Annotated in this window: 16 protein-coding genes; 2 read left to right on the top strand and 14 right to left on the bottom strand. The window is 39.5% G+C overall.

Annotated elements, in window-relative coordinates; all coding sequences use genetic code 11:
* Nucleotides 1-539 precede the first annotated feature (539 nt).
* Nucleotides 540-2771 carry a calcium-binding protein gene (locus H3V00_RS00715; protein ID WP_198206679.1) on the bottom strand — a complete coding sequence of 744 codons (2232 nt, stop codon included), beginning with the start codon at nucleotides 2769-2771 and terminating at the stop codon, nucleotides 540-542.
* A gap of 1228 nt (nucleotides 2772-3999) precedes the next feature.
* Here H3V00_RS00715 and hslO point away from each other — a divergent pair.
* Nucleotides 4000-4914: an Hsp33 family molecular chaperone HslO gene (gene hslO, locus H3V00_RS00720; RefSeq protein ID WP_198206751.1), complete on the top strand. Its 915-nt coding sequence runs from the start codon at nucleotides 4000-4002 to the stop codon at nucleotides 4912-4914.
* Nucleotides 4915-4988: 74 nt separating this feature from the next.
* Here hslO and H3V00_RS00725 read toward each other — a convergent pair whose 3' ends face one another.
* The 6 genes from H3V00_RS00725 to H3V00_RS00750 all read right to left on the bottom strand — a co-directional run bounded on the left by H3V00_RS00725 (nucleotide 4989) and on the right by H3V00_RS00750 (nucleotide 9438).
* Complete coding sequence (locus H3V00_RS00725; RefSeq protein ID WP_232335906.1) at nucleotides 4989-6401, bottom strand: aminopeptidase P N-terminal domain-containing protein; 1413 nt, start codon at nucleotides 6399-6401, stop codon at nucleotides 4989-4991.
* On the bottom strand, nucleotides 6307-6675 hold the full coding sequence (locus H3V00_RS00730) for a VanZ family protein (protein ID WP_198206678.1): 369 nt from the start codon (nucleotides 6673-6675) through the stop codon (nucleotides 6307-6309). Before H3V00_RS00730 ends, H3V00_RS00725 begins: the two co-directional genes overlap by 95 nt.
* An 11-nt stretch (nucleotides 6676-6686) precedes the next feature.
* On the bottom strand, nucleotides 6687-6896 hold the full coding sequence (locus tag H3V00_RS00735) for a hypothetical protein (RefSeq protein ID WP_025330322.1): 210 nt from the start codon (nucleotides 6894-6896) through the stop codon (nucleotides 6687-6689).
* Between the two features lie 63 nt (nucleotides 6897-6959).
* Nucleotides 6960-7688: a YebC/PmpR family DNA-binding transcriptional regulator gene (locus H3V00_RS00740; RefSeq protein WP_025330323.1), complete on the bottom strand. Its 729-nt coding sequence runs from the start codon at nucleotides 7686-7688 to the stop codon at nucleotides 6960-6962.
* Nucleotides 7689-7858: 170 nt separating this feature from the next.
* Nucleotides 7859-8338 carry a low molecular weight protein-tyrosine-phosphatase gene (locus H3V00_RS00745; protein ID WP_025330324.1) on the bottom strand — a complete coding sequence of 160 codons (480 nt, stop codon included), beginning with the start codon at nucleotides 8336-8338 and terminating at the stop codon, nucleotides 7859-7861.
* Nucleotides 8338-9438 (bottom strand): conjugal transfer protein, encoded by a 1101-nt coding sequence (locus H3V00_RS00750; RefSeq protein ID WP_198206677.1) that lies wholly within the window; start codon nucleotides 9436-9438, stop codon nucleotides 8338-8340. Before H3V00_RS00750 ends, H3V00_RS00745 begins: the two co-directional genes overlap by 1 nt.
* A gap of 214 nt (nucleotides 9439-9652) precedes the next feature.
* Here H3V00_RS00750 and htpG point away from each other — a divergent pair, with 214 nt between their 5' ends.
* Nucleotides 9653-11551, top strand: a complete 1899-nt coding sequence (gene htpG / locus H3V00_RS00755; protein WP_198206676.1) for a molecular chaperone HtpG — start codon at nucleotides 9653-9655, stop codon at nucleotides 11549-11551.
* 823 nt (nucleotides 11552-12374) lie between these two features.
* On the opposite strand, the gene H3V00_RS00760 is transcribed toward htpG, so the two are convergent.
* From H3V00_RS00760 to H3V00_RS00790, 7 genes are all read right to left on the bottom strand, one after another.
* On the bottom strand, nucleotides 12375-13748 hold the full coding sequence (locus H3V00_RS00760) for an amino acid permease (protein ID WP_198206675.1): 1374 nt from the start codon (nucleotides 13746-13748) through the stop codon (nucleotides 12375-12377).
* Nucleotides 13749-13830: 82 nt separating this feature from the next.
* Nucleotides 13831-15081 (bottom strand): kynureninase, encoded by a 1251-nt coding sequence (kynU, locus tag H3V00_RS00765; RefSeq protein WP_078474310.1) that lies wholly within the window; start codon nucleotides 15079-15081, stop codon nucleotides 13831-13833.
* A gap of 161 nt (nucleotides 15082-15242) precedes the next feature.
* Nucleotides 15243-16628, bottom strand: a complete 1386-nt coding sequence (locus tag H3V00_RS00770) for an amino acid permease (protein WP_232335905.1) — start codon at nucleotides 16626-16628, stop codon at nucleotides 15243-15245.
* Between the two features lie 161 nt (nucleotides 16629-16789).
* Complete coding sequence (locus H3V00_RS00775; RefSeq protein ID WP_078474311.1) at nucleotides 16790-18247, bottom strand: NAD-dependent succinate-semialdehyde dehydrogenase; 1458 nt, start codon at nucleotides 18245-18247, stop codon at nucleotides 16790-16792.
* A gap of 82 nt (nucleotides 18248-18329) precedes the next feature.
* Nucleotides 18330-19604, bottom strand: a complete 1275-nt coding sequence (gene gabT, locus H3V00_RS00780; protein WP_078474312.1) for a 4-aminobutyrate--2-oxoglutarate transaminase — start codon at nucleotides 19602-19604, stop codon at nucleotides 18330-18332.
* Nucleotides 19605-20370: 766 nt separating this feature from the next.
* Nucleotides 20371-20850: a hypothetical protein gene (locus H3V00_RS00785; RefSeq protein WP_078474313.1), complete on the bottom strand. Its 480-nt coding sequence runs from the start codon at nucleotides 20848-20850 to the stop codon at nucleotides 20371-20373.
* Nucleotides 20851-21948: 1098 nt separating this feature from the next.
* A complete protein-coding gene (locus H3V00_RS00790) occupies nucleotides 21949-23163 on the bottom strand; it encodes a sugar efflux transporter (RefSeq protein WP_025330335.1) in 1215 nt (404 codons plus the stop codon).
* Between the last annotated feature and the right edge of the window lie 310 nt (nucleotides 23164-23473).

Genomic DNA, 23473 nt, shown 5'->3' on the forward strand with positions numbered 1-23473 from the left:
AATATTAGTTTTGTTTTCAGCCAAAGCTTTGAATAAATACGGCTATGGCCAATATCAAATATGATGTAAGAATTATTATTAATTTAAAATAAGTGTAATTAAAACTTAATTTAACTATAAAATCACATTATTAACCCTGATGGCGAACTGAGTGAGGTTGTTGGTATGTTAAATTTCTTTTAAGTGTTTATATCGGTAGCAGATTATCAGCAGTATAAATATTAACCTGGTAAGCCTTAAATCCAATTTAAATTAGCTTTTTATCAACTGAATATTCTTAAAGATACTACAATTAAATTATTTTATATAAAAAATTTTATATTTAAATATTTAATATATATATTTTATAGTAAAGACCAAATTCATAATTGTTTTATATTTGGGTATATTAATTGTTTATTTTTGATCATTGGTAAACTGATTAAATGAAAAATTGCTAAATATATAAATAAAATAAAAATCTAAGTTTGAAAGTCAATAAAAATTACCTGTCAGTTTAAAGCTGGCAGGTAATAATTAAAGTTAATTAAATCGGTTGACTAACCCCAATAGGCAGCAACATTTGCTTTTTGTATAAATTGCTGCATCTGACTGGCAATATCTGGAGAATTAAAGTCGCAATCATTTGTAAATGCAGCCATGGCTTCAACCAGTTGTTGTATCTGATTTGAATTTATCTTTTTACCATCAGCAGTAATAACATTATAGTGTTGATAATCAGTATCTTCAAACCATGAAGTAACTGTTACCTGATCGTTTGTTCCGATATGACTGATAATCAAATCAGATCCATCCTCTCTGAACCATAATTCATTACTATTATATTCTGTAAATTCGAGTGAGTTGATGTCTTTAGGATTTACGTCCCATTCTGTAACCGTATCCTGTCCATGGCCAGCTTCAAATATATAACGATCGCTTCCGCTTCCTCCATCAAGAAGATCATTTCCACTGCCACCGATTAAAATGTCGTTACCTTCATCTCCTGAAATTTCATCATCACCGGCACCTCCATAGATAATATCATCACCTTCATATCCGTAAAGAGTATCATCTCCTGCACCCCCGTAAATAATATCATTTTTTTCGCTACCCTCAATGTAATCATTATCACTGGTGCCATTAATTGGCAGGTTTTTAGGAATATCAATACTTGATATAGTACCATCATCAAATATCAGTCTGTAATCTTGATAATATTCAGCATAAAAGAATTCTTTTAATCTAACTGAATCATTACTGTTATATGCACGAATAATTAAATCATTGAGTTCACGGTAGAATTGGATATTATTTTTTTGTGCGCCTTTAAATACCAGCTCATTGGTTAAAGCTCCATCTTTGAAAGTACTATTTTCACCTGCATCTTCGATGGTATCCTGACCATGACCTTCTTCAAAAATATAGATATCCTTACATCCTTCAGAACCAGTCATGTAATCGTTACCACGACCACCGATCAAAATATTATATTCACCGTTTGCAATCAGAGTGTCATCACCATCGCCGCCATCTAGAAAGTTATATTCATTTTCTCCAGATAATCTATCATTACCACTGCTGCCGATTAGCTGATTATACAATTCACCGGTTTCCGAATTTTCGCCTGATAAAATATCACCGAGTTTTGAAGCAGTCTGTACACCCTGAGTAATGAAATTATCAAGTATATCTGCCATGCTTTCACCACTTTGCTCTGACAGTTTCTGTGCAACACCACTAATATCCAATGTCTGATCCTCAAAACAAAAGATAAATGCCCGATGGAAAGCATCTTTAAAATAATCTTTTAGTCTGACACAGTCATCATTTTTGTATGCATAAACTAATAAATCTTCTCCGTCACGTTTGAATACTGCATCAGTGCTTTTGGCCTCTGTAAATTTGAGCTGATTGCTCTGAGATAAGAATGGCAACTGATCGTAGCCCATATCTTCTATAATGTCTTGCCCATGACCTTTATGAAAAATGTAAAAATCACTTTCCCAGTCACCGCCAGCCAGATAATCGTTACCGGCTCCTCCAATCAGGGTGTCGTGTCCGCCACCTCCATAAATTTCATCGTCTCCGTTACCACCGTCAAGATAGTCGTCGCCATCCCTGTTAGCATCAGGATAATAATTTCCTCCATAGAGAATATCATTACCATCTCCTCCGTAAATAGTGTCATTACCCATTCCTCCGTTCAATTCGTCATCACCATCATAGCCATAAAGAATGTCATCACCGTCGTAACCAAACAAAGTATCTGCTTTTGAACTACCTTTGATAATGTCAGTTCCCAGCCAGCCTGTATAATCATTAAATAACGGATTATATGGAGTTTCAAAAGGCATATGACTAATGTCATTCAGCGTAATTGTTTTATCCTGAAATATAAATTTATAGTTTCTATATCTATTGTTGTCTTCCGGATTAGCAGGATCAATGAAAAAATTACGTAAAGTGACTGAATCTTTTTCCCCATAAGCTTTAATAATTAGATCATTTCCGGACCTGATAAATGCGGTATTAACTGAATTTGAATCTTTGAAAATTAATTCGTTAATTTCATTTTCAAAATTTTCTAATTGTTTTTGCTCATCCGATTCTTCATAGTATTCCAGAGTATCATCCGGGCGGCTTGCAAAGCCAATATCTTCAATAATATCTTGTCCGTGACCTTTCTGAAAAATATAACGATCTTTTTTATTATCTGTACCTTTCAGAAATTCATTTTTTGAAGTGCTAACAACAGTATTAACGGTTGATGTATTTTGAGATTGGGGCATTATTATCTCCTAAATGTAATCATTTCAATATAAAATAAAATTATTCTGATCATATTTTGTATAATATTAATATGATCGCCATATATTTACTGCTCATAATGAATTTGATTATCTATATGCTTCTCCTTTATAAATTAAAAAATATTTTTATTAGTAATAGAATATAGAATTAATTATAATTTTATATTCTAGGATATTGTGACAATTTAATTTTCATCTCTCGAAAGAAAATTATACTGTATCAAAGAGTTAAAAAGTTAATATAAATCAAATATTGTCTTTAAATTTGATTTATATTAACTTTTTAATACAGGTTATTGAAAAAAGAAACCATTTCCAAATAAAAAACACCCGCCAGCTATTGAATGGCAGGTGTTTATACAAAAACAAGCAGAGCTAAATCTATTAATTAATCTTATATGGCAGCTAAGTTTGCATACGAATTAAACTACAGCATTTAGTTGATTATTTCTGGATTAAAACAGGTAGAGGAAGAACAAATATACTTATTTATTCAAATATCAGTTATATTTATTTCATTGGTATTATAATATCCAGATAAAGCATTAATTAGTTATCTGAGCTGAGCTGCACCTATTTGTTTGTATCGGAAGTTGTGATATTAAAATGTTAGGTAATTGAGCCTTATGAACTAATGTTTATTTAGTCTGAGGTATCTATGTGATTAATGATTAATTCATTAAAATTTAAGCTAAACAAAGTTCATTGCTGGCGCAGCCGGAGACAAAGATGGTTTTATATCATCAGGAAGAATGGTATTTTCTACTATTTCATCCAGCCCGGATCCTGCTATAAAAAGTAGATGTTACTTTCGGTTGTTCCCAGAGAGAATTAAGACTCTTACCTTCAATCAGGATACAATTATTATTATTTCTATATATGACAATCATTGCCACTTCTGCAAATTTATAGTTACTTAGTTGCAATAATAGTATTCATATTTTATGCATTTTTGCTTTTAATATTGTTTTTAAGTTAAGTATGTATATTTATAAATAATTTATTAAATTGTTATAGTTAATTTTTGGGTTGAAATTATTAAATGATAATTAAAATTTAATTTATATATATCTAAGTTTAATTTTATATTTTTGGTATAGACTGATTTCTCAGGTCAAATATATATTAATGCAAACGCAAATTTCTTTTACTTGATTTTTGGTCGGATGAGGTCATATTGTCTGATTATTTTGCCGGGATTGGAATGATGACAGAAAATAAGATGGTGCAAGCAGATCAGTTAACGAGGTTTATGTTTGATGACTGTCCTGTACGTGGTCTGCATGTGAATTTGCAGCAGGTATGGCGGCATGTGGCAGCAAATAAAGTTTATCCTAAGGCAATTCATCAGGCTCTGGGTGAGCTGACTGTGGCTGCGGTATTGTTGGCCAGTAATCTGAAATTTGACGGTAATCTGATAGTACAGGTGCAGGGTAAGGGCGTTTTGAAAATGCTGGTGGCGGAAGCCACATCGGCAGCAACCTGCCGTGCAACAGCTCGCTGGGATGAATCTGCTGTCATTGATGATAATATGACACTGGTAGATTTACTTGGCGAAGGAGGAATGTTTGTACTGACTTTGCAGCCCTCTCAGGGTGAATCCTGGCAGGGTATGGTGGAGCTTAGTGGTAGCAGTATTGCTCAGATGCTGATGAATTATATGGCGCGTTCCGAACAGCTGGCCACGTATATTATGCTTGCTGCGGATGATGAGCATGCCAGCGGTCTATTACTGCAAAAGTTACCCGAACAGGATATAGATGAAGATAGCTGGACAGAGTTATCAGCTTTATCTGAGACGCTTACAGCGGATGAGTTGTTGCGGCTGGATGTGCAGACATTGTTATACAGGCTGTTTCATGAGCATGAGCTAAGGGTGTTTACACCACAGAATGTTGAATTTTCCTGTACCTGCTCGCGCGCTAAGGTTGGTGATATGCTGCTATTGCTTGGCGGGCAGGAAGTAGGTGAGGCTGTAGCGGAGCAGGGTAGTATTGAGGTGAACTGTGATTTTTGTCATGCACGCTATGTATTTGATGAGGCAGATGTGAATTCTTTGTTTGGTACTGACATTGTGGCTACTGCGCAGGAGGAACTGGCCGCACGTCAGCTTAATCATTAAAAGTACATTTATAAAAAATAGCCGGATAAATGTTATCCGGCTATTTTAATGGCTAATACTGATCAGATTCTGATTTAGTGCTGCATCAATGTTTCGATTTCTGCGGTAGTTTTAGGTACAGAAGCAGTGAGTACTTCATTACCGGTTTCTGTAATCAGAACGTTGTCTTCAATGCGAATACCAATATTATGAAATGCCTGAGGTATATCATCTGCTGCGCTGATATATAAACCAGGCTCTATGGTCGTTACCATTCCCGCCTGAAGCAAAATAGGCTGTTCATTGCTGTCAAAACGGCCACCAACATCATGAACATCCAGTCCGAGCCAGTGTCCGAGTCCATGCATATAAAAACGCCGATAAGTCTGAGTTTCAATATTCTGTTCGAGACTGCCATGGAGGATGCCCAGATCAATCAGCCCCTGGGTTAGCATGCTGATGGCTGTAGCACTGATATTCTGCCAGTTTGCTTGTTTTACAGTAGAGGCAATGCTCGCCTGGTTAACAGCCAGTACTATATCGTAGATATCTTTTTGTGCACTGCTGAAACGCCCGCTGACGGGAAAGGTGCGGCTAATATCACCAGCATACATCTGGTATTCGGCACCTGCATCAATCATGAGTAAATCATTTTGCTGCAACTGACAGTTATTGCTGACATAATGCAGACAACAGGCATTTTTGCCCCCGGCAACTATGCTGTTGTACGATGGATAGCGTGCTCCGCGTTGCATGAATTCATGCAGAATTTCTGCCTCTACCTGATATTCATACTGACCGGCATGAGTAGTCTGCATGGCACGAATATGAGCTTGTGCACTGATTTCTGCGGCAATGCGCATGATCGACTGTTCATGTTTATCTTTGATAAGACGCATCGGATCAAGGATGCTGGCCAGATTTACCAGGCTGTCAGGTGCAATCGTACTGCCATTGGCACTGCGATAATTAGCTATACGGGCAATTTCATACCATAATTCAATGAGCTTAGAGTCATTTTCAGGATATAGTCCCCACAATGCGAAGAGTCGTCGGTGACCAGCCAGTGCTTGTTTAAGCAAAACAGGCCACTGGTTGATATCATCGGCTGAGTCGAAAGCAAATTGCTCTCGTGCAGCTGTATAACCATATCGGAAACCGTTCCAGATTTCGTGTTCAGGGTCTTTATTGCGGCACAGAAGAGTGGAAGTGTGTTCACGTCCATTCAGTATCAATGCTGCTCCGGGTTCAGGAAAACCGGTCAGGTAATGAAAGTAGCTATCCTGTCTGAAGGGGTATTCTGTATCATTACTGCGGCGTTGTTCCGGAGCGGCAAATATAATGGCAATGCCATCTTCGCCGATTTTATTCAGTACAGTCTGACGGCGTTGCTGATAAACGGTAATATCCATTTTAATATTTCTCCCTGCTGCTGTTGCGGCGAGCTGTTTGTATTTGACGAGCCAGCCAAAGTGCCAGTGCGGCACCGATGAGATCGGCCATTGCATCCATTATATCGCCCTCACGTTTAGTGAACAGTGCCTGAATAATTTCGCTGGAAGCAGCCCAGATAATGGCAGTTATAATTAGCAGGCGTAGCGGAATTGTGATGCCGGCACTGAAGCAGGTTTTGGACAGGAGCCAGAATTGGCCGAAAAATAAGCCGAAGTGACAGATTTTATCAAATTGCGGAATAGGTACCGGATTACCGCTTGCTTTGAAGAATAAAAAATACAGGCTGGCCAGAAACCAGATGACGGCAAGGAACAGCCATTTATTCATGCATGATGATTTCATAATGAGTCTGTTTCAATAAGCCATTGCTGACACAGGGTAGCCAGACGGTTAAATTTACTGCCGCGCTGTTGAAACAATTGTTGCCATAATTTTACTGTATGTACATCTGGTGCTTCATCAAGGCTGCATTCGTTGAGCCAGAAATCTAAAATTTCAGCGCATTCACCGGCAGAAGCTGTTTGAAAAAGTTCGGTTATAGCTTGCATGAATCAATGGTAATAATATGCTGTTAATGATAAAAACGGACTGAGTAACAGTCCGTTTTATGTTTACTCAGTTTCCAGTACGGCTGTAGTATAAACGTTCTGAACATCATCAAGATCTTCAAGTGCGTCTAGTAAACGCTGCATTTTTTCAGCTTCTGCTCCTTGCAGAACGGTTTCATTAACTGCACGCATGGTTACCTCGCCATCGGCCGCGTGCAAACCCGCTGCTTCCAGTGCTTCTTTAACACTGCTGTACTGATAGGGTTCGGTGATGACTTCTTTAGAACCATCTTCCTGTACGATAACGTCTTCAGCACCTGCTTCGAGAGCAGCCTCCATCAGAGTATCTTCATCCACTTCCGGGCTGAAGAGTAAATAGCCCTGATGAACGAACTGAAAGGCTACTGAGCCGTCTGTACCAAGATTGCCGCCATGTTTGGTGAAGGCATGACGTACATCGGCTACGGTACGGGTTTTATTGTCGGTCAGGCAGTCTACCATTACTGCTGCTCCGCCAATGCCATAACCTTCGTAACGCAGTTCTACATATTCGACACCTTCAAGATTACCTGTACCTTTATCTATTGCCCGCTGAATATTATCTTTGGGCATGTTGGCATCAGTGGCTTTATCCATTGCCAGACGCAGGCGTGGATTGGCATTCGGATCGCCACCGCCCAGACGGGCTGCAATGGTAATTTCTTTAATCAGGCGGGTGAAGATTTTGCCGCGTTTGGCATCCTGACGACCTTTACGATGCTGGATATTGGCCCACTTACTATGTCCTGCCATTTTAAATTCCTTATTGCTGTGTTGATTTTACGTACCAAAACAATGCCAAAGCTGAGCGCTTTGGCAAGTTTTAATACCATCAAATAATTGAAATATGGTATTAATTTTACCATATTGCTCTTTTATTGAGTAGATTCTATCCGGATAGTATAAACGGCGGGTAATCTGGATTACTGTTTGCCTGCTGAGGTTTGCCAGTATTTAAGCCATGCCTCGCAGCCGGCATGGATAATGGTGCAGGTTTCTGTAAAATTACCGCTGAAATAAGGGTCTGGTACGTAGTCATATTCGCTGTCTGGTAATAAATCGGTAATTTTGTAGACTTTATCCGGACGGCTACACCCAAAAATACGGGATAAGTCCTGCAGGTTTTTATCATCCATAGCAATAATATGATCGTAAATGGCAATATCCTCCGGCCTTACTTCACTACTTTGAAAATCATTAGTACTGATTTGTTTTGCGTGCAGAATTTCTTTGGTTCCTGAGTGCATGTCTTCACCATTGTGCCAGCCGGAAGTACCGGCACTGGCAATTTCAATCTGTTCACTCAGACCTTTTTTTGTTACCAGGTCGCGCAGAATGTATTCTGCCATGGGAGAACGGCAGATATTACCCAGACAGACAAATAATACTTTAGTTGCAGCCATCAGTGACTCCGTGGAAAAAGTGGGTTATGCCCGACCATATTGATAGATTGGGCATAATTAGGCAATTGGGCTTGTACACTGATTGGTTCATGTAATAGGCGAATATTTTCAACATGGCACTCAGCCAGCAGATCAATGAAATTTTGTATTATGCTGTCAATGTTGTCTGTCTGTGTCAGCGGCCAGCGGAAAATTTGTGGCTGAAGTTCAAATACACTGTCGGTAGCATTGAAACCAAATAATATATTGCCGCCTTCCTGAGCAGCAATAACTACACCAACCCGCGGACTTTGCAGGCGAATCGACCGGATAGCATTAGTCGTAAAGACATCACAGGCCATTCGCAGACGCATGGCACTGCCAGAGCGTAAGGCGTTTAATGGTGATTGTGGCGCAAGCGGGTTGATAAACAGCGTAGCACCGGCTGTAGCCAGATGAGTTTGCCAGACTTGCATGAGCGGCAGGGCATTATCTGCCAGATTGCAGTTAAGGGCAGACTGAATGTCTGGTCCGGAAAAGCCAAGGGCATAAAAAACCTGTACTGATTGTCCGCTTTCAACTATCAGTGGTGTTTTAGGTAACTGACCGAGAAGATCTGCAGCCATCTGTTGGTTTTGTTTAGCAGCATACCATTGACTGGCTTTGATATGGGTCAGGGTAGTATCACTTACAAGATGTGATGCCCAGTGAATTTTATTCCATTCATCAGACCATGGACGGTTTTTGAAGATTTCAGTGATGGCTTCTGCGGGTATGCTGTCTGGCAGAGAGATATTTTCTTTAGCACCACCTACTATTATCACGGGCAAGGCCAGCCATTGTACTTCTGTCTGATTACGTGCTTGTAATACAGTTTCCATACTGTTCCACAGTGCATTGTAAATATCACTATTGGCCGCCATAGCCAGTGCTACAGAAAGGTTGGTATAGTGATTTTGTGCCAGCATACGGCTGATTTCAGTTTGCAGGCTCTCACGGGCAAGGGTAGTTTGTGCTTTTGATGCAGGTGTGACCAGACTGGCTGCATGCAGCAGCAGTTCGTTTTTAACCTGATCGGTAGGAAATGCGCGGGTATCAGGCAAACAATGATGGGTGTTCATGATGTTGATCGGTTTTATTTAGTAGACTTAGTAAATATTCTATTGTAACAAATTAGCTTTGTCTGAAATGTATATACTGATATTTGTCTGATATTTTGTGCTTGCAGCAAAAGCTGTACAACAAGCAAACATATGACTATCCGGCTTGAAACTGAAATGTGCTGCCCATATTTTAAATTAACAACAATCATATATTTGGGCTTTTGAGAAAATTATGAAACAGACACACAGTTTTCAGACTGAAGTAAAACAGTTGTTACAGTTGATGATTCATTCTTTATACAGCAATAAAGAAATCTTTTTGCGGGAACTGATTTCCAATGCTGCCGATGCGTGCGATAAATTGCGCTTTGATTCTCTGAATGATGCTTCTTTGCTGGGAGATGATGCAGAATTCAGGATTAAGGTTACTGCTGATGCAGAAGCTAAAACCATTACTGTATCTGATAATGGTATCGGTATGACTGAAGCCGATATTATTGATCATCTGGGAACCATTGCTAAATCCGGTACCAAAGCATTTCTGGAAAAACTGACTGGCGACGATAAAAAAGATGCCAATCTTATCGGGCAGTTTGGTGTAGGTTTTTATTCTGCATTTATCGTGGCTGATAAGGTAACTGTTGAAAGCCGCAGGGCAGGTGCTGCTGAAAATCAAGCTGTACGCTGGGTGAGTGCTGGTGACGGCGAATTTACTGTTGAACCGATTAGTAAATCTGCCCGTGGTACAGATGTAATTCTGCATCTTAAAGATGATGAAAAAGATTTGTTGTCTGACTGGACTTTGCGCCGGATTGTAACGACTTATAGTGATCATATTTCTGTGCCGATTTATATGAAGAAAGCGCCTGAATATGATGAAGAAGGTAATGTAAAAGTTTCAGATGAGCTGGAAGTGGTTAATCAGGCTCAGGCTTTATGGCAGCGGCCGAAAAATGAAATTACCGATGAGCAGTACCAGACTTTCTATCGTCATGTATCACACGATTATGATGATGCTTTAGCGTGGACACATTTCCGTGTGGAAGGACGGCATGAATACACCGGATTGCTGTACATTCCGAAACATGCACCATTTGATTTATATGAGCGTGAACCTAAGCATGGTGTACAGTTATATGTAAAACGTGTATTCATTATGGATGATGCGAAAAAGCTGATGCCTTCTTATCTGCGTTTTATTCGCGGAGTGATCGACAGCAGCGATTTGCCTTTGAATGTATCCCGTGAAATTTTGCAGGAAAGCCGTGATCTGGATGCAATTCGCTCTGGCAGTGTTAAAAAAGTGTTGTCTCTTTTAGAAGATCTGAAGAAAAATCAGCCGGAAAAATATACAGAATTCTGGCAGGTATTCGGTAATACACTGAAAGAAGGTATTGCTGAAGATTTCACTAATAAAGACAAAATAGCCGGTTTATGCCGGTTTGCCTCTACGCATAATGATAGTAGTGAGCAAAATGTTACTCTGGCTGATTATATTGGCCGGATGAAAGAGGGGCAGGAAAAAATTTACTATATTACTGCTGATAGTTATGCTGCTGCTAAAAATAGCCCGCATCTGGAAATTTTCCTGAAAAAAGGTGTTGAGGTATTGCTGCTGACTGATCGTGTGGATGAGTGGGTGGTTAATAGTTTATCTGAATTTGATGGCAAGGGTTTGGTAAGTGTAGCCAAGGGTTCACTGGACTTAGGTAATCTGGCTGATGAGGAGGAAAAAGCAGCCCAGGCTAAAACAGAAGAAGACAATAAGGAACTGGTAGAGCAAATTAAAACTGCTCTGGGTGATAAAGTTGACGCTGTTCGTGCCACTGCCCGTTTAACAGAAAGTCCGGCATGTCTGGTTGTTGGTGAGCATGATATGAGCCAGCATCTGGCAAGAATGCTGGAAGCTTCCGGTGCAGCCGGTCAAATTCCGCAGACCAAACCAACACTGGAAATTAATCCGGATCATCCTTTGATTAAAAAAATTGCTTCTGAACAGGACGAAGTACAGCGCAATGAACTGGCTGAGCTGGTATATGATCAGGCTTTGCTGGCTGAAGGCGGTAAACTGGAAAATCCGGCGGCATTTGTAAAACGCATGAATCATTTATTGCTGACACTAAATCAGTAATATTGTTTTTATCAGACCAAAAGAGCTGCTTTCATATAAGCAGCTCTTTCAATTCATTTATAAAAATTTCAAACAAAATGTTCAAATTTTCTTAAAAATAATTATTTATATTATAATTAACAGCTTTTTGTAAAAAATGAAGTTTTTTGGTTTTAGCATACTTATAAATTATTTATGGATAATAATAGTATTTAAAAACCATGTGATTCTTCCGATATGGCACTTAGTGAAGCATAGCTGTTTGGATTTAAGTTTTATGAAGAGAATGGATTACCTAAATTTAAACCCACTGAGCAGTTTCAGAAAAATTATAATAATTTACCGTGTGAATAAAAGTTTAAGTTAAATAGAAATATATTGGCATTTTTAGTCCATGGTATTTTTTATATTTAGCTATGTGGCGTAAAGCTATTTCAATGACATTCTGTTTAATGGTGCTTTATTTTATTATAGTGATGTTTATTCCGTTTAAACCTTCTACTGGTATCAGTGTGGGCGATTTTTCAGCCAGAATGTTTTTTTGGATTCCGGGTTAATTTTCTTATGACTTACATAAAGTAAAAAATCAAAAACTTTCAATATTTTTGAAGGATTATATTAAATAATTTAATAATCTAAACAATATCTAATTTCTAAAATGACTATTTACTGAATCTCAGTAAATAGTCATTTTATTATCAATCTGAAAATATATTTTTTAATATATAAATTTTTATGTGGCTCAGATTTTTCCAGTCTGATATTACAAATGGCATTCTATCAATTTAACAACAGCATCAATGCCAGTGGGCATTGATGCTGTGAGGGTATATACACTTAGTATTTATTTGTACTTTTTATGGTATATCTGAATAAAATATGCCAGAATTAAAAATGCCAGAAAAGGCACGCCAAATAATAAAGTAGCATGGAATATCGGGGTAAACCATGTGGTAATCATGATGCTGATTATGGCCAATAAACCGGCTATAGTGACAAATGGAAAACCGGGTACACGAAATTTCAGTTTTTGCTGTTGCCGCTGCATCCGGATGCGAAAACACAGATGTGTCAGAAATACAGCCCCCCAGCTGAATAATGCACCAAACATAGACAAAGCTATCATAACCGGAAAAGCCGTTTCCGGATTTAAAATATAAACCAGTGCGGCGACAGCAATACCGGCAGAAGATAAAGCCAGTGCATTCAGTGGTACGCCATTACTTTTTACTTTACCGAATATTTGTGGTGCTTCGTTAGCACGAGACAGACTGAACATCATACGAGTGGCAATATAGAGCATACTGTTCATGGCTGAAAGTGCAGCAACAATGACAATAAAGTTCAGAATACTGTCGGCAAATGGTATACCTACATTTTTCATTACGCTGACAAACGGGCTGGTGCTTCCTTCTTTAATTAATTCCTGCCACGGTACCAGCATGACAATCAGACTGAGTGCAAGCAGATAAAATATCAATAGCCTTGCAAAAGTTCCTTTAAACGCGGTTTTAACTGCCTGTTCAGGATTGGTGGCTTCACCTGCGGCTATAGCGATCATTTCAATACCGAGATAGCTGAATATGGAAATAATAACACCGGTCCAGATACCGGAAAATCCATGCGGAGCAAAGCCGCCGCTAAACATGTTTTGTTCAATTCTGCTGATACTGCTTTGCGTTAGTAATACACTGATGGCCAGTACAATAAATACGATAATGGCAAAAATTTTAATGGTGGAAAACCAGTATTCAACTGAACCGAAAGCTTTGACACTATAGGCATTAACGCCGATCAGACAGCATGAAAACAGTGCAATCCATATCCATGAATCAACCTGTGGAAACCAGAACTTCATGTATTCAGCGATGGCTGTGACTTCTGTACCCACAGCCAGAACAATACAGGCCCAGTAACTGTAACGCACCAGAAAACCGGCCAGAGGATGCAGATAAAATTCAGCATACGCACCAAAAGAACCCGAAGTAGGGTGCTGCACAGTCATTTCTGCCAGACATCCCATTAAAGCCAGTGCAATCATGCCGCCCAGTGCATAACTGATGATAACAGAAGGGCCGGCAAAGCCAATGGCAAATTTGCTGCCCAGAAATAAGCCGGTTCCTATTGCTCCGCCAATGGCAATCATGCTCATCTGACCGGCGGATAGCTTTTTGTGTAATCCTGTTTCCCGAGACTGAATACGCTCGAAATTACCCATCGTTTTTCCTTAAGATGAGAAGCATAAGCCGAGCAGAATATTCATGCCCGGCCTGTACCTGTGTGGATTAAAGAAATGCAAATCAGGTTACCTGTCCGCGCGTGTGAAACTGTGGCTGTGCCCACTCCTCATTAATTAATACCTGTTTCAGATGCTGAACAGCATGCCAGATATCGGTATAGCTCAGATACAAAGGTGTAACTCCCAGGCGAATCACTTCCGGTTCGCGATAATCTCCGATTACACCGCGGGCAATCAGAGCCTGAACTATGGCATAACCATGAGGGTGACGCAGGCTGACATGGCTGCCACGGTGAGCATGTTCACGCGGTGTAATCAGCGTTAAGTTATGTCCGGCACATTCCTGCTCAGTAAGGGCAATCAGTAAATCAGTTAGTTGCAGAGATTTGTGCCGTAATGACTGCATATCTGTTTGCAAAAAGATATCTACGCCGCTTTCTATCAGGCTCATAGATACAATTGGCTGTGTACCGCATAAATAACGACGGATATTGTCTGCGGGTGTATAGCTTTCAGCCATATCAAACGGCCGCGCATGACCCCACCAGCCGGATAATGGCTGGCTGAATGCAGTCTGATAACGCTCATTTACCCACAGCATAGCAGGTGCGCCGGGACCGCCGTTCAAATATTTGTAAGTACAACCAATAGCAAAATCACTATTACTGGCATTCAGATCAATAGGTACAGCACCGATTGAATGACACAAATCCCAGATAAGTAATGCACCATGCGAATGTACCAGTGCATTGATTTCTTCCATGTCGTGCAGGTAACCGGTACGATAGTTAACATGAGATAACACTACAACAGCAGTGTTTTCATTAATACGGGCGGGCAGATCTGCCGGTGTATCTATTAGATGAAGCTGATAACCCTGATTAATCAGAGCCATGAAACCTTCAATCATATAAATATCGGTAGGGAAAGAATCACGCTCAGCGATAATGATTTTACGGTTATTGTCATTATTCTGCTGGATATGGATGGCTGAGGCCAATACTTTAAACAGATTCAGACTGGTTGTATCGGTAACAACGGTTTCATTTTCCTGAGCACCAATCAGCTGACCGACTTTATTGCCTAGTCGTACCGGTAAATCCCACCAGCCGGCTTTATTCCAGCTATTAATCAGATCGGTACCCCATTGCTGATTAATTACTGCCTGAGCATTTTCTGCAGCTTTTCTGGGTTTCGCACCCAAAGAGTTACCATCCAGATATATAACCCCTTGTGGTAATTCAAACTGATTTTTTAGGGGAGCCAGAATATCGGCGGCATCCCATTGCTGACATTGTTCTAGTGTAATCATTTTGTGCCGGTTAAATTTCAAAATGAATAGTGTACTGAATTGTTGCCAGTTATGGCGAATAAAATTTAAATTAATTTATCCGAATATTTATCTTAATCAATCTGTGTCAAGATAGATAAATATTATTACTGCTCTAAGCTGTATAAAACCAATATTAAATATTATTCTGTTTTATTCTGCTGGCTGCCGATTTTAAATATTTGTGCCACTATGCCCATTATCAGGATGATGGCCGCCAGTATGCTGGTATATATTACTTCATATTTATAGGTTCCTTCGATAATCATAATAATAATCGAAGCAATAATCAGCCCGATAACCAGATAAGTCAGCCATGGAAAGCACCACATTTTAAATGTCAGTGTCTGCCCTTGTTTTTCCAGTTTTTTACGCAGAAATAATTGTGAGCAGCTGATAGCGAGATAAACATACAAGGCAATCGTACCGGTAGCAGTCATCAGTACATCGTAAACATCCATTTTGGAGGTAGCGGTGAGATACACTGCAAACAGGGTAAAGACACAGGAAATAAGCACGCCAATTTGCGGACTGCCATTTTTCGAGGTGTAGGACATGATCCGATGAGCATCACCGCGTTTTGCCAATGAATATAACATGCGCGAACAGGTATACAGAGCTGAATTAAAACAGCTTAAAACTGAAGTAAGGACAACAAAGTTGACGATATGACGTGCCTGAGGAATTCCCAGTGAGGTTAATACTACACTGTATGTTCCCCATGTGGCATCATTCAGCCGTGGGTCGTTGTACGGAATCAGACAAACGGTAATAAAAATCGAACCTACATAAAACAGAATGATGCGCCAGACGACAGATTTTGTGGCTTTACGAATTTCTGTAGCCGGGTGGTTGGATTCTGCAGCCGCAACAGTAACGATTTCAGCACCAATATAGGCAAACATAACACCCAGCAATGCTGTTACCACAGATGATGATCCTTTAGGCATGAATCCCTGATCAGTTAAGTGTGTCCAGCCTTTTGCATCTGCCTGACCCCACGGCCATAAATAGATAATAGCCAGACTGCCTACAATCAGAAATAATACAATGGCGACTACTTTGATTAAAGCAAACCAGAATTCAAATTCCCCGTAATTTTTAACATCCATCAGATTGATAACAACCAGAGCTACGGTTACTGCCAGCATATAGCTCCAGATGGGAAATACAGGAAACCAGTTATTAAGAATTTTACCGGCTACATAGGCTTCCCAGCCCATGAGCAATGCCCAGAAAAACCAGTATAACCAGCCAATGCTGAAACCTGCCCAGCGGCCGATAGCAGTATCGGCATATGTGGAAAAAGAACCGCTATCCGGATGAGCTACAGCCATTTCTCCTAACATGCGCATAATCAGCATGACCAGAAGACCGCCGGCACCATAGGCAAGAATAGCTGCGGGTCCTGTATGGTAAATTACAGAGCCGGAGCCAATAAATAAAGCCCCTCCGATCACGCCAGCAATAGAAATCATAGTCAGATGGCGTGATTTAAGTCCGTTTTTCAGTGTGGATGATGTGCTCAAATTAATTCTCCTTTGGAAAGAGTAATATCAGACTGAAACACCTTTAGCTGGCTGAATTCAGTCAACAACGCCCCATCCTGATTTATGCAGTGCATTCAGGATTTTTATAATTATGAAGAAAGCGGCAGCGAAGCAGATTATGGCTGCCGCGGATTCAGGAATTACTGGTCAATGCCGGCAAGAAGTACATATTTAATTTCAACGTAATCTTCTATACCGTATTTAGAACCTTCCCGACCAAGACCGGATTGCTTGACGCCGCCAAAAGGTGCTGCTTCATTTGACAGCAGTCCTGTATTGATGGCTACCATGCCATAATCCAGATTTTCGCTGACACGTACTATTCTGCCGATATCGCGGCTGTAGAAATAACTGGCCAGCCCGAATTCGGTGTCATTAGCCCAGCTGACAACTTCGTCTTCGCTTTCAAAACGAAATACCGGCGCCAGCGGACCGAAAGTTTCCTCACGGGCAACTTTCATGTCCTGAGTAACATTTTTCAGTAATGTAGGCTGGAAGAATAATTCACCGTGATTATCTGCGGTTCCGCCGGTAACGATTTCCGCCCCTTTGCCAATAGCATCAGTAATATGTTCCTGAACTTTGTTAACCGCACCTGCATCGATTAATGGTCCGACAGTTACACCCTGATCCAGTCCGTTGCCTATTTTCAGTTTGGCAATGGCCTGAGCCAGTTTATCCACGAATTCATCATATACAGCACTTTGTACGTATAACCGGTTTGCACATACGCAGGTCTGGCCGGCATTGCGGAATTTGGAAATCATCGCACCTTCTACGGCTGCATCGATATCAGCGTCATTGAAGACGATAAATGGTGCATTACCACCCAGTTCCATAGATACTTTTTTTACAGTACCGGCGCACTGAGCAATCAGTTTACGACCTACTTCTGTAGAACCGGTAAAACTGAATTTTTTTACCCGATCGTCTTCAGTTAATACTTTACCGATTTCACTGGAGCTGCCGGTAATGACATTGACTACTCCGGGCGGGATGCCGGCACGCTGTGCCAGCTCAGCAATGGCCAGTGCAGATAATGGTGTTTGTGAAGCCGGGCGAATAACAAAAGTACAGCCGGCAGCCAGAGCCGGAGCAATCTTGCGGGTAATCATCGCATTCGGAAAGTTCCATGGCGTAATGGCTGCACATACGCCGATTGGCTGCTTAAGTACCATAATCCGTTTGTCGTTTGACGGTGCGGGTATGGTGTCACCATAAATACGCTTGGCTTCTTCTGAATACCATTCCAGATAGGATGCACCATAGGCAATTTCACCTTTAGCCTCAGCCAGCGGCTTCCCCTGTTCTGAAGTCAGGATAATGCCCAGATCTTCCTGATGCTGCATCATTAGCTCAAACCAGCGGCGCAGAAGATTACTGCGTTCTTTAGCGGATTTGGCTTGCCATGGTTTCAATGCTGCATGTGCTGCTGCTACAGCACGTTCAGCTTCTGCTGTACCCATGCGGGGCACGTCTGCCAGATTGTTTCCGGTAGCCGGATTGATAACTGAAATAACTGCGCCATTATCGGCGTTCAGCCATTGTCCATTTATATAACACTGGGTTTTTAATAATGCAGAATCATGCAATTGCATAGTTTTTTCCTAAAAAAACTGAAACAGACATGACAGGCTGCCGGTAAAATATTCTACCGGATCAGCCTGCAGACAATGAATATTATTGAGCCTGACGCAGGGCAGTTTCAAGTATATTCAATGCTTCATCAAATACATGATCTTCAATAGTAAGCGGATAGAGACAACGAATTACGTTGTAATACTGTCCGCAGGTCAGAATCATCAGACCGTTTTCCAGCGCCAGTTGCTGTACTTTTTTGGTACGTTCAGCATCTGGTTCTGAGGTACCGGGTTTAACTAATTCAATGGCGACCATAGAGCCTGGTCCGCGTACTTCTGCAATAGACGGAATAACTTCTTTTAAATTATTAAAGCGTTCTTTCAATCTGTTACCCAGAATATTGGCGCGCTCGCACAGTTTTTCTTCTTCGATAACATCAATAACTGCATCAGCAGCAGCCAGTCCCAGCGGACTACCGGCGTAAGTGCCGCCCAGGCCGCCTACTACAGGAGCATTCATGATGGCTTCTTTGCCTACTACACCGGAAAGCGGAAAACCGCCGGCCAGGGATTTGGCAATGGTCATTAAATCAGGCTGTACGCCGGTCAGTTCGGTAGCAAACATTTTTCCGCTACGGGCAAAGCCGGACTGAATTTCATCAAAAATCAGCACAATTCCGTGTTCATCCGCCAGCTGGCGTAAGGCACGCAGAAATTCATTTGGTGTAACATTAAAGCCGCCTTCACCCTGAACTACTTCGATAATAATAGCAGCAACATCGCTGGGTGCCAGATGGCATTTGAAAATATTATGAAGACCGTGCAATGCATCTTCAATGCTAACGCCATGCAGTGCATTCGGATAAGGTGCATGTACGATATCAGCAGGGAATGGCCCGAAATCTACTTTATAGGGTGCGATTTTGCCAGTTAAAGCCATAGTGAGATTGGTACGGCCATGAAAGGCACCGTTAAATGCGATTACACCACGTCTTTTGGTATAGGCACGGGCAATTTTAATGGCATTTTCAACAGCTTCAGCACCAGAGGTAACAAACATTGTGCGCTTGTCGCCGGCAATAGGTGCTCTGGCATTAATTTTTTCAGCAACCTTAGCATACAGCTCATATGGAACAGTATTAAAACAGGTATGCGAAAATTTCTGCAACTGATCAGCTACTGCTTTTTGTACTTTGGGATGCAGATGACCAGTATTCAGAACGCCGATACCTCCGGCAAAGTCAATATAACGTTTACCTTCAGGAGTCCAGAACTCAGCATTTTTAGCGTGATCAATATAAAAATCGCACATGAAACCGACGCCACGAGGGGCTGCGGCCAGTTGACGCTGACGAACATTGCTTGTTTGACTCATAATATTTTCTCCAAAAAAGTGCAGACCGGCCTAAGCAGGTTTTTACTAATATCAACGGTATGATATGTGTTCTGACAATATAATTAACTGACTGAATTTATCAGTCTTATAATTGATTGGTTTATTCGGTTAAATTACGGGATTAAATTTATACTGTCAATCTGGATAAATATTCTTCTAACGTATAATATTAAAAAAAATTCAATAAGAATGAAATTAAATGTTTTTATAATTGGTATTATTGGCAATTAATATTAATTATAAATATTATTTTAAGAATTAATTGCTTAATTTATGCGTATATTCTTAATTGCTGAGCGTCTGCAGGCAGGCAAATAAAGTGCAGCCTTATTTGATTATTGATTTCAATGATGTATAGATGTCAGTGTTAATTAAAAAGGCTAAACCGGTTGGATTTAGCCTGATAGAAATTGGTGTTGTGTAAAGTTATTCAGTTAAAACTAATCAATACTGTTGTTAAGAAACAATTTTGGTATGGACTGGTTTAGTAATAATCAGACAGAAAATAAATGAAACAGACACCATTGCAAGTGCAATGACATAAATAATGTGATGGCCGAAGCTGGCAGAAATTACGTCCTGTAACAAACCAGGCAGAATAGTACTGTATAAAGGCAATTGTTAAACAAATTAGAAATTAAATAGTTCAATTGGGAAGCTGATCCTGAAAATACAAGATACAGACATTGACACCCTTGATTAATTTTTATTGAACATGTCGAAGTAGGTTTGGTTAACGAAAAAACTATTGTAATTCCCACTCATTTTTGATGTCTTCAATAGATGGATTAGATTTTACTTTACCATTTACAAATACCAGCGGAAAAGCCATTGTTTTGACATACTCAACTCTGTCAATCATCTGATTTATTTCTCTTTCTGACATATTGGCTAGATTATGATTGAAAGTGTAACCACTAATTCGGGTAGCAGGAATATTCTGTTTATTTAATTCTGTGGCCAGATAATCAGCAATCTTTGCCTGTCGTGACGGACAATTGATTGGAGCCATAATGACAATTCCCTTACTTCCGGGAAGATTAACTGATATATCCAGAAAACCATATTGATCAGTTCTGGATTTGATATCTTGATCAAAATCAAAATCAGTACTGGAGTTGATATCCTGAACAAATATTTTTTTTTCTTGTTTGCTTTTATGCCATTGATAACCCGCAAAACACAGGGCAAAGAATGCTACTATTGTTAAAATGAATCTGTTCATTAATCTTCCACTTTTTGAGATTATCCGGTTATTTACAAATGTATATGCTTAATATCAAAGTAGAACCAAGCAAAAATAAAGTACGGGTTTATCAATTGGTTTTGCATCATGCGGATTGTAAACTTTCCTTGTCCTATTCGCAATATTTTGTATATTAATGTTAATTAAAAAACAATTTGTTAAATTCAAATAGGCTTTTTATCACTGAATGACGGAGAATTTATTTTTCTTTCTAAATTGTCTGAGTAATTCAGAGAAGCTCCTATTATTCTTTTGATAATAACTTTTGTTAATATATGATTTTTCCCAAACACCCACATTGCAACCAAACCTGTAACTATTTAGCGCCTTCAATGATGGCATCTTGAGTATGTTCAATAATTTTGCTACTGCCTGACTATCAATCAAAGGGCTTACGTTAACACCTGCATCCATACCGTGACTAAGGTCAAATTGTTGATAGTTTCTTAGAATTTAGGCACAAACTGGTCGTTGACAGCGCTTTGCACATAAATATGATTGGCACAGACTTAGGTTTGTCCGTCATTGTGGAATTTGAAAATTATGGCGCTGGTTACTGCTGCATCAATATCTGTATCATTGAAAACAATAGATAAAGCTTTCCCCAAGTTCTATAGAAATTTTTTTACTGAAAATGCTTATTACGCAATAAGTTTTGTTCCAACTTCGTTTTTAAAGTAATCCGGGTGGCAGTTACCGCACATACAGCTTCTGTGGTAACCATTTTAGGATTATCAGCCAGTTTTTCACCGATTGCAGGATTGGATACGGGTATGATTTTTTTATTATCAGCATTTAACCATTCACCATCAACTTAGCACTGGGTTTTGAATAACTTAGAATCATATAACTGCGTTTTATTTTCCCTGAAATATGACTATTTAAATGTTTTCAATTGTTAAACGATAATATGATTATGTCGGATAGTTTAGGAAAATATTTGTTTGTTAATGCGGATTTTTTCGCGGTATGAATTTATTTATTACTACAGTGCTTTATTGATATTGATAATAGATGTTTTAAGATAAGCCTATAGTCAGTTTTAGAACCTTGTTAGAATGGTGATTACGGTGCTGATCAGTGATTAACCTTTGAGGGCGATTTAATTGCTGAAGGCGGTGGCTGAATAATCAGGCACAAGATGAAAGATAAAATTACCATGGCTAAAGAAATGGTATAGATACTCTGATGTCCGAAGTTGGCCGAAATTACGCCCTGCAACATACCGGCCAGAATAATACTGCAAGAAATACAGTTATTAAACAATGTAGAAGCAACACCCGTACGTTTAGGTAATAAATCCTGGAAATAAATCAGACCGATACTGGCTATTATGCCGATAAATAAACCATTAAAGAATTGTAAACCAATCAGCATCCATTCGTTTTGGGTAGAAACCATACCGATATAAAATATGATGCCGCAAATGACTGCAAAACAAATCAGATTTTTATTACCAAAGCGCGGTACCAGCATGCTGGCAATCAGCATAGCGGGAATTTCAATGGCAGCAGCTATGCCCATCAAATGTCCGGGCAGTGAAGGTGAACCGGGCAGAATATCATCAATATATAAAGGCATATCAATCAAATACATCATATTGGCTGTACCCATACTGATTGAAGCGATAAACAGTAAAATGACATTAGGATTATTGAAAATCTTTTCTTTTGGCTCTTGTTTTTTAGTAACAGATGCCGGACGTTTTATGACAGGAAAGCACAGAAAAACGATTAGCATGGCTACAAAAAACATAGCTGCCGCACTCAGATACATAATGGTAAATCCGTAATTCACGGCTAATGCAAATGATAATGGCGGACCGATTACCCAGGCCAGTGACAATTGTGCCCGTAAAATGCCATTGAAAACGACAACGTTGCGGCCAGTTTTATCTGTATATTCACGTGCAGATGCAAAAATTTGCGGCATAGCTGCAGAGGTAAAAGCTGAAAAAAATATGCCTACGGTAACGAGGATAAAGTATTGGCGCGAAAATGCAAACGTAATGCAATTTCCTATGCCCATCAGACAACAAAATAGAATAATATTCCGTCGAACACCTTTATTATCAGAGTATTGTGCCAGCAGAAAGCTGATGACAATGCCGGCAACGGCATTGATTGAGTAAAACAAACCTACCTGATATGGATTAACCTTCACATCTTCGGCAAGATAACGGCTGAGTGTCGGTGCCTGCAATGCACCGGCAATACCAATAATAAATGCGGCAACCAGAAAAGAACCCAGAATAATATAAGCCTTTTGTTTTATCGCAAGGTTTTCTTCCATAACTGACTTTTCTATTCTGAAAAGAAAGAGTTATATCATAAATCATGGTTATAGGTATTTAAAACTCTTAATAAAATATCATATTTTTTTATTAAGTACATAAGTTGTTGTTAATTTGTTAATTAAATTTCAAATTGTGGATATTTATTTAATTTGAATTTATTAATAATAAATATAAATGCAGTATATATGAAATCGTGTTTGATAAAAAATAGGCACATGACTATAAAACCCGATAAACTTTTATTTAAAAATAATTGGCAGAGACCAGCGTTTGTATAAAGATATTTGATTATTACAAACTGGTTTA

This window comes from Snodgrassella sp. W6238H11, assembly GCF_016100525.1.
Classification (GTDB): Bacteria; Pseudomonadota; Gammaproteobacteria; order Burkholderiales; family Neisseriaceae; genus Snodgrassella; species Snodgrassella alvi.